The organism is Nocardia pseudovaccinii (assembly GCF_050942345.1).
Lineage (GTDB): Bacteria > Actinomycetota > Actinomycetes > Mycobacteriales > Mycobacteriaceae > Nocardia > Nocardia pseudovaccinii.
This window is the reverse complement of sequence record NZ_CP192074.1, coordinates 2960830-2966916: the sequence shown is the minus strand read 5'-3', so window position 1 is coordinate 2966916 and position 6087 is coordinate 2960830. Positions and strand designations below refer to the sequence as shown.

The window sequence follows — 6087 nt, the reverse complement described above, 5'->3', positions numbered from 1 at the left end:
TGCCCGAAGCGGCTGCCAGGCGTTCGAGGATCGGAGCCCGTTCCAGGTTCAGGCCGATGTTCCAGGTGGGCGCGGACGGCGATGTGCCGGAATGGCTTCGGTCCAGAAGTCGTGGCGGACGGCGTCCCAGAGTTTCGCGAGTTCGGGCAGGAGTTCGCGTGCCTGGACGAGATCGGGATAGTCGCCGGGTTCGAAGGAGGCGATCGCGGTTGAGTCGGATGTGTTGTGTACGAACATGATTGCGATCTCGTGGCGCTGGTTCAGGTGCCATATCGCTTGGAGGCCGTCGACTTCGGTTCGGTGGATGCCGTCCATACGGGTCGGCGGCGGTTATGACCGGTTGTCTCTGGCGGCGTGGGAATCCGTGACGGTTAGCGCGTCGAGCACATCCAACAGGGTTGCGAGATCGGGGCCGCGCCATACCGAGGGCCGGGTGCTCGGTGACGGCGTGCCGGGTGCACCGAGCGCGCGCCTCGGCGGGAGTTCATTTCCGATCGGTTCGAATGGCAGGCCGCGGGCCGCGGCGCGTTCGCGCGGGCTCATTGCCGGTGGGACGAGCGCGCCTGCGCGGACCAGGCACCTGAGAGCCGCGGACTTCAGTGGGCAGGTGATGGCGCGACATGTTATGTGCCGCTGCATGATTCGGTGCGATTCGGCGACCGTGAGTGGATGGTCGGGGTGGGCGTGGTCGGGTGTAATGCTGCTGTGCACGGCGCGCGCCCATGTCACCGGTGGGCAGACCGTTTCGAGGTCGCAGGTTTCACAAACGCGGGCGGGGGTGTTGTCCACGGTGGTCAGGTCGTAGACGATCAGGGCGGCTGCTTGCACACCGGTGGCGATGGTGAGGCCGTAGCCGATCGGATCGGTGTCCGGGTTCTCCGGTGGCCGAACGGTGTAGAGGTACTCGTATCCCAATTGCTCTGCGTGGCGGCGGATCTCGGCCGCATGTCGCGGCGCGGCCAGGCCGGACACGCCGGTGCGGACCAGGCCGACCGCTTTGGGTCTGCGCGCGTCGCCGACGTCCGGCCGACTGCGGACGTAGGCTGTATCCGGCTGTCCCGCTTGTATGTTCGTCATTGTCGCGAACCTTCGCCTCGGCGTATCGGTGGTCAATGGTGGCGCTCGACCCGAGGGACCGGCCGATCGCCACGACTAGGACACACCGCCCGCGGGGGTCTTGGAAGGCGAAAACGGGAACCCCTGTCAATCGGCGAAAAAGCCCAGCGCAAAGCCGAAGTTTGTGGGAGGGTCTTCCCGATTCTGGAGCACATGTCGGCTCGAAATAAGGGGGCAATTCATTGGTGGACAGCGATAGCAGCATCACTCGCCGACAGCTCGGGCGATTGCTGCGCGAAGCACGTGACGAGATCGGATTGACACTGGAGGACGCCGCCCGGCTGATGGAGTGGAGTAAGAGCACTCTTCAGCGGTACGAGAAGGGGCAGAACCAGAAGATCCGGATGCGGGAACTCGACGGGATGATCGATATCTATCGCATCGATCCCGAACGCGCGGAAGGGCTTCGGGGGTTGGCGAAGCAGGCGGCGGAGAAGTCTTGGTGGCATGAGTTCGGGGATCTGATTCCCGAGAACTTCAGTGTCTTCATGGGGTTGGAGTCCGCTGCGGAGAAGTTGACGACCTACCAACCGGATCTCGTTCCGGGACTGCTGCAAACGGCTGACTATGCGCGGATCATGGCGCGTATCGCCAGTCCTGGTGATACCGACGAAGAACGCGAGCGACGCGTCGAGATGAAACTGCGTCGGCAGAATCTCATCACTCGCAAAACGAGGCCCGCCACGATCAACGTGATCCTCGGCGAGACGGTGTTGCGCCGCATAATCGGCGGTCCGTCGGTCATGGCGGCGCAGCTAAAACACTTGGCAGACGCCAGCACGATGCCTAACGTCAGTATCCGAATCCTGCCGTTCTCCTCAGGAATGCCGACTGGTGAGCTGATCGGAACCTTCGTGATCCTGGAGTTCCCAGTGGACAGCCGGGGCAAGCCGATCGAACCCACGATCGTCTACGCCGAGAACTACACCGGCGATATGTACTCGGAAAAGGTCGGTATCGTGCAGCGGTATAGGCAGGCGTACCAACGCATTGAGCAAGCCGCGTTGGATGAGGTCAGTAGCAGAGCACTGCTGCGGAAGATGGCAAGGGAGTATCAGCATGAACGTTGACCTGTCCGGAGCCCGGTGGTTCAAGAGCAGTCGCAGCGGCGGGACCAAGGACTGCATCGAAGTCGCCTTCCTCGACACCGGCATCGTCGGCGTCCGCGACTCCAAGAACCCAACCGGCCCAGCCCTGACCTTCACCCCGACCGAATGGGATGCCTTCACCGCGAGCGTCCAAGCCGGAGCCTTCAACCACCCCGCCTGAACACCCACAACGGAGCAGAAACCCAGAGCGGCCGCAGTCCGAATACAGATCGGAGTGCGGCCGCTCGGCCTCTATCATGACGGCGTGTCCCTTCCGCGTATCGAGCGCCCGGACCTCCCCGAGTACATGACCTGGGAGGAGCTGGAGCGACTCCCCGAAGAGATCGCCGCACAGATCGAGCTGTGGAACGGGCGCGTGGTATGGGTGCGCCGCGGCCCCGCGGAACATCAGACCTTTTCGAACCGTCTGTGGAGCACGATCGAGCGCTGCGCACGAAAGACGATGTCGGAGCATCCTGAGCACTGCTGGCGGGTGACCACCGAAACAAACGTCTTCCTCGGGCGCAACGGCAAATCCGATTTCTTGACACCCGGCTTCCTCGTCCATCGGTGCCTGGAGTCCCCTTACCAGGATCTTCGGAGTGCCGCCGTCGTGCTGGTCGGCGAGGTCCTGTCTCCTTCCAACACACAGACCGATATCGAGGCGAAGAAAGGCCGCTACGCGGGCGCTGGGATTCCCTGGTACTGGGAGGTGCGTCTGGACCGCGAATCCAGCGCGATCGCAACAGTCCGCGCCTACGGCCTCGACATCGGGCACGCCCAACTGCCGGACGGCGTCCACCCCTTGCGCCCAGCCAACTACATCCTGGCGAGCGAATGGACCCACGACAACCCTGACGGCATCGCCATCGACGCCCCGTTCCCCATCCCTGGACCGAACTCGAATACTGACCGCGGCAATACCTTTCGCCCCGGATTCGCACCACGGTACCCGTCCGCCACGGTCGAAAGACAAGCGGCCGCACTCCGAAGCTGTTTCGGGCGACCGCTCGGGGTCACACGACTTCGAGCCGGATGTTCGGGTCGAGGGCGCGAAGATCATCGGGATCGGAAGTGATCACGGCGCGGGCCCGCGTCAAACGAGCGCATACGATCACGTGCGCGTCGACAACGTCGGCGGTACCGGAACCGGCGAGGAGTGCGCCTACGGCTTGGGCGTGACGACGGTCGAGGTCGATGATCTCCACACTGCCTGCACCGAGCAACCGCCCGATCGGATGCTGGCGGGGGCTATTGCGCCACACCTGTGCGAGCACGGAGGCAGGTACGCGGACAGGGAGCCTCGCATTAACGGCTTCGTCGACCAGCGCGACAGCTCGGGCGTTGCCCTTCTCGATGCCGATCAGCGCACCGGCATCGAGAATGATCACGCGGCACCACCCATTTCGGCTTCATCCAAGCCGAGCACGCTCCGCGCCCATTCGCGATCCTCATCCGTCACACCGGCCTCGCGGGCAAGCTCGGCGGTTATCTCCCGAGCGGTGGCCCAGTCGGGTTCGCGGCGGGCGATATCGGAAAACCAGGCGGAGACCGAGGAGGCTTCGCCATGGGTGACGGCAGCCTCAGCCTTGGCGGCCACGTCATCGGGAATGCTGATAGTAATCCGCTTCATACTCCAATCATACCATTGAGTATGAGGGTGTTCATACCGCTATAGCGACACCGGACATATGAACCGGCGGCCGGTGAGGGTGGCGGGGAGCGGGCCGCGGCAAGGGGTGCCGGACAGGTCGTAGAAGGTTGCGCTTGCCGAGCCGGTGAATTCGTCGCCGTGCACGATCAGGTCGAAGCGCACGATTCCCTTCTGCACCGACGCGGGATCCGCACGGTCCACGGTGAATTCGAGGAATGCGCCCGATACTGTTGCGCCGTCGGCCTTCCAGGTGCCCATGCCGTTGCTGTCGCTGGTGGCGCGGTTGCCGTAGTCCGGATTCGATTGCGCCATGGTGCCGTCCGCGTGGAAGGTCATCACGTGGTAGCCGAATGGTGCGCCATCGGCCACCACTTCCCAGACGCCGACGATGCTCATGCGCACAGTCCGGCGAGGAGTTCGATGCCGGGTTCGATGCAATGTTCGGGCACGGTGGCGAAGCTCAGCCGCAGCGCGTTGCGTGGGGCATCGGGAGCCGCGAAGAAGGCGGATCCGGGCAGAAATGCCACTCCCCTGTTCAACGCTGGGGCAACCAACATATCGGCGTCGAAATCGGCCGGGCCCTCCACCCATACGAACATGCCGCCATCGGGTTCGGTCCAGCTGAATCCGGACGGCAAATATCGACCCAACGCGGTCACCACCGTATTCAGTTTTGCCGCATAGGATTCCACGAGCAGACTCAGATGCGCGGATCCCACCGGCGTGCCGAGGAATTCGGCGGCGATCGCCTGATTGAAGGCGGAGGTCTGCATATCGATGCCCTGTTTGAGGGCGAGTACCGGCTCGAGCAGGTCGTCCGGGAGCACCGTGATGCCGATCCGCAATGCCGGTGCAAGGGTTTTCGACAGCGAGGTGATATAGGCCGTACGGTCCGGCGCGAACGACCACAGCGTCGGCACCGGCTCACCGCGGTACCGCAGGTCGGTATACACATCGTCTTCCACGACCAGCGCCCGGTGCCGGGTGATCACCTCGGCGACCCGCGCGCGCCGGGCTGCGGACATGGTCCGGCCGGTGGGGTTCTGGAAGGTGGGCAACAGGTAGACGAACGCCGGATCATGGTGTGCCAGTGCACTGTCCAATGCTTCCGGCAGGATGCCGTCCGCATCGGAGGCGACCTCGACCACCAGGGCGCCGTGGCTGCGGAACACCTTCACGGCCGGACCGTAGGTCGGGGTCTCCACCAGCACAACCCCGCCGGTATACAGCAGCGCCATGCAGATGTTGTGCAGTGCACCGGATCCGCCCGTGGCGATATGTACCCGCTCGGGCGAACACCCGATTCCACGACCGGACAACAGTATTCGCGCCTGCTCCAGCAACGGCGGGAAACCCTGTGTGAGCCCGTACTGCAATGCGGTACTCCCGTACTTCGCGATCGCGGCCGCGGCCAGCGAGGCCACCAGCTCACCCGGCAGCAGCGCCGGATCCGGCGCGCCGACCGCGAACGAGATCACATCCGGTCGGCGCGCCAATGTCGCGAACGCGTCGTCGATCGGCCCGCTGCGCATGGCTGTTTCTCTGCCGAGCGCGACACCCGTGCTCACGCCTCCACCTCGCTGGCGCTCGGCTCCGGCACGAGCACGCTCGTGGCTGTGTTGTTTGTTCGCTCGCTGCGCTCGCTCATACCCGAGCCAACTCCCGCCGCAGTCGCGCGGCGATTTCCACTGCCGCCACATCGAATTCCGGCGTCAACACCAGATCATCGCTGAACAGCGGATCGGTGCGCACATCCACCGCCACCAATCCCTCGGTGTCGCTGAGATTCACCGCCACATGAACCACACCCTGGGGGATGTACAGGAATTCGCCGGGCCCGTGCGCATAGGGCTCCAATTCGGGGCCGATCAGCGTCACCGCCCGTCCCGTCACGCAGAACACGATGGTTTCACTGTGCTCGTGCAGATGCGCCCGCGCCACCTTCCCCGGCGCCATATTCACCAGGGCCGCCGAAATTCCCTCAGCCCCACAGGTATCCCTCGTTATGCAGGGCAGTAGATGCTGCTCCTGCGGTCCCACAACCTCCGCGACGTCGGCTGCGGCAACCACGCGCACGGACTTGGTATATTTCTCCATCGAACATCCCGAAACATTGCCGTAGGAAAGTCAATTTCTGACATCGGGAACGCTATGGCAGCGACAAACCGAGAACATCCGCCGCACCGGACCGGAATATCCGCACAATCCCGCAGAATATCGATATCCACG

Annotated in this window: 10 protein-coding genes; 3 read left to right on the top strand and 7 right to left on the bottom strand. The window is 64.0% G+C overall.

The features are described from left to right. Nucleotides 1-48: 48 nt before the first annotated feature. Together ACQPZ2_RS13460 and ACQPZ2_RS13455 are read right to left on the bottom strand one after the other, a co-directional pair. Entirely contained in the window at nt 49-237 is a 189-nt protein-coding gene (locus tag ACQPZ2_RS13460; RefSeq protein WP_433525825.1) for a hypothetical protein, read from the bottom strand. A 93-nt stretch (nt 238-330) separates the two neighbouring features. Further along, nucleotides 331-1077, bottom strand: a complete 747-nt coding sequence (locus tag ACQPZ2_RS13455; protein ID WP_433525824.1) for a hypothetical protein — start codon at nt 1075-1077, stop codon at nt 331-333. A 224-nt stretch (nt 1078-1301) separates the two neighbouring features. Here ACQPZ2_RS13455 and ACQPZ2_RS13450 point away from each other — a divergent pair, with 224 nt between their 5' ends. The 3 genes from ACQPZ2_RS13450 to ACQPZ2_RS13440 all read left to right on the top strand — a co-directional run bounded on the left by ACQPZ2_RS13450 (nt 1302) and on the right by ACQPZ2_RS13440 (nt 3282). Further along, complete coding sequence (locus ACQPZ2_RS13450; RefSeq protein WP_433525823.1) at nt 1302-2186, top strand: helix-turn-helix domain-containing protein; 885 nt, start codon at nt 1302-1304, stop codon at nt 2184-2186. Further along, the gene (locus ACQPZ2_RS13445) at nt 2176-2385 is read left to right on the top strand and encodes a DUF397 domain-containing protein (RefSeq protein ID WP_433525822.1); all 210 of its coding nucleotides are present in this window, start codon (nt 2176-2178) and stop codon (nt 2383-2385) included. The genes ACQPZ2_RS13450 and ACQPZ2_RS13445 overlap by 11 nt, the downstream gene beginning before the upstream one ends. An 84-nt stretch (nt 2386-2469) precedes the next feature. Then, nucleotides 2470-3282, top strand: coding sequence for a Uma2 family endonuclease (locus ACQPZ2_RS13440; RefSeq protein ID WP_433525821.1), 813 nt, complete (start codon nt 2470-2472; stop codon nt 3280-3282). Here ACQPZ2_RS13440 and ACQPZ2_RS13435 read toward each other — a convergent pair. From ACQPZ2_RS13435 to ACQPZ2_RS13415, 5 genes are all read right to left on the bottom strand, one after another. Next, complete coding sequence (locus tag ACQPZ2_RS13435) at nt 3221-3595, bottom strand: PIN domain-containing protein (RefSeq protein WP_063047626.1); 375 nt, start codon at nt 3593-3595, stop codon at nt 3221-3223. The two genes, ACQPZ2_RS13440 and ACQPZ2_RS13435, sit on opposite strands and share 62 nt — an antisense overlap. Beyond that, on the bottom strand, nt 3592-3837 hold the full coding sequence (locus ACQPZ2_RS13430) for a hypothetical protein (protein ID WP_063047625.1): 246 nt from the start codon (nt 3835-3837) through the stop codon (nt 3592-3594). Before ACQPZ2_RS13430 ends, ACQPZ2_RS13435 begins: the two co-directional genes overlap by 4 nt. Nucleotides 3838-3876: 39 nt before the next feature. After that, nucleotides 3877-4254: a hypothetical protein gene (locus ACQPZ2_RS13425; RefSeq protein WP_433525820.1), complete on the bottom strand. Its 378-nt coding sequence runs from the start codon at nt 4252-4254 to the stop codon at nt 3877-3879. After that, nucleotides 4251-5426, bottom strand: a complete 1176-nt coding sequence (locus ACQPZ2_RS13420; protein ID WP_433525819.1) for a PLP-dependent aminotransferase family protein — start codon at nt 5424-5426, stop codon at nt 4251-4253. Before ACQPZ2_RS13420 ends, ACQPZ2_RS13425 begins: the two co-directional genes overlap by 4 nt. A gap of 76 nt (nt 5427-5502) precedes the next feature. Continuing rightward, on the bottom strand, nt 5503-5955 hold the full coding sequence (locus ACQPZ2_RS13415) for a cupin domain-containing protein (protein ID WP_063825072.1): 453 nt from the start codon (nt 5953-5955) through the stop codon (nt 5503-5505). Nucleotides 5956-6087 lie beyond the last annotated feature (132 nt).

What these genes read in the sequence shown, in the direction of transcription:
- ACQPZ2_RS13460 (WP_433525825.1), bottom strand. Translation starts at nt 237, where the DNA reads ATGTTCGTACACAACACATCCGACTCAACCGCGATCGCCTCCTTCGAA.
- ACQPZ2_RS13455 (WP_433525824.1), bottom strand. Translation starts at nt 1,077, where the DNA reads ATGACGAACATACAAGCGGGACAGCCGGATACAGCCTACGTCCGCAGT.
- ACQPZ2_RS13445 (WP_433525822.1), top strand. Translation starts at nt 2,176, where the DNA reads ATGAACGTTGACCTGTCCGGAGCCCGGTGGTTCAAGAGCAGTCGCAGC.
- ACQPZ2_RS13430 (WP_063047625.1), bottom strand. Translation starts at nt 3,837, where the DNA reads ATGAAGCGGATTACTATCAGCATTCCCGATGACGTGGCCGCCAAGGCT.
- ACQPZ2_RS13425 (WP_433525820.1), bottom strand. Translation starts at nt 4,254, where the DNA reads ATGAGCATCGTCGGCGTCTGGGAAGTGGTGGCCGATGGCGCACCATTC.
- ACQPZ2_RS13415 (WP_063825072.1), bottom strand. Translation starts at nt 5,955, where the DNA reads ATGGAGAAATATACCAAGTCCGTGCGCGTGGTTGCCGCAGCCGACGTC.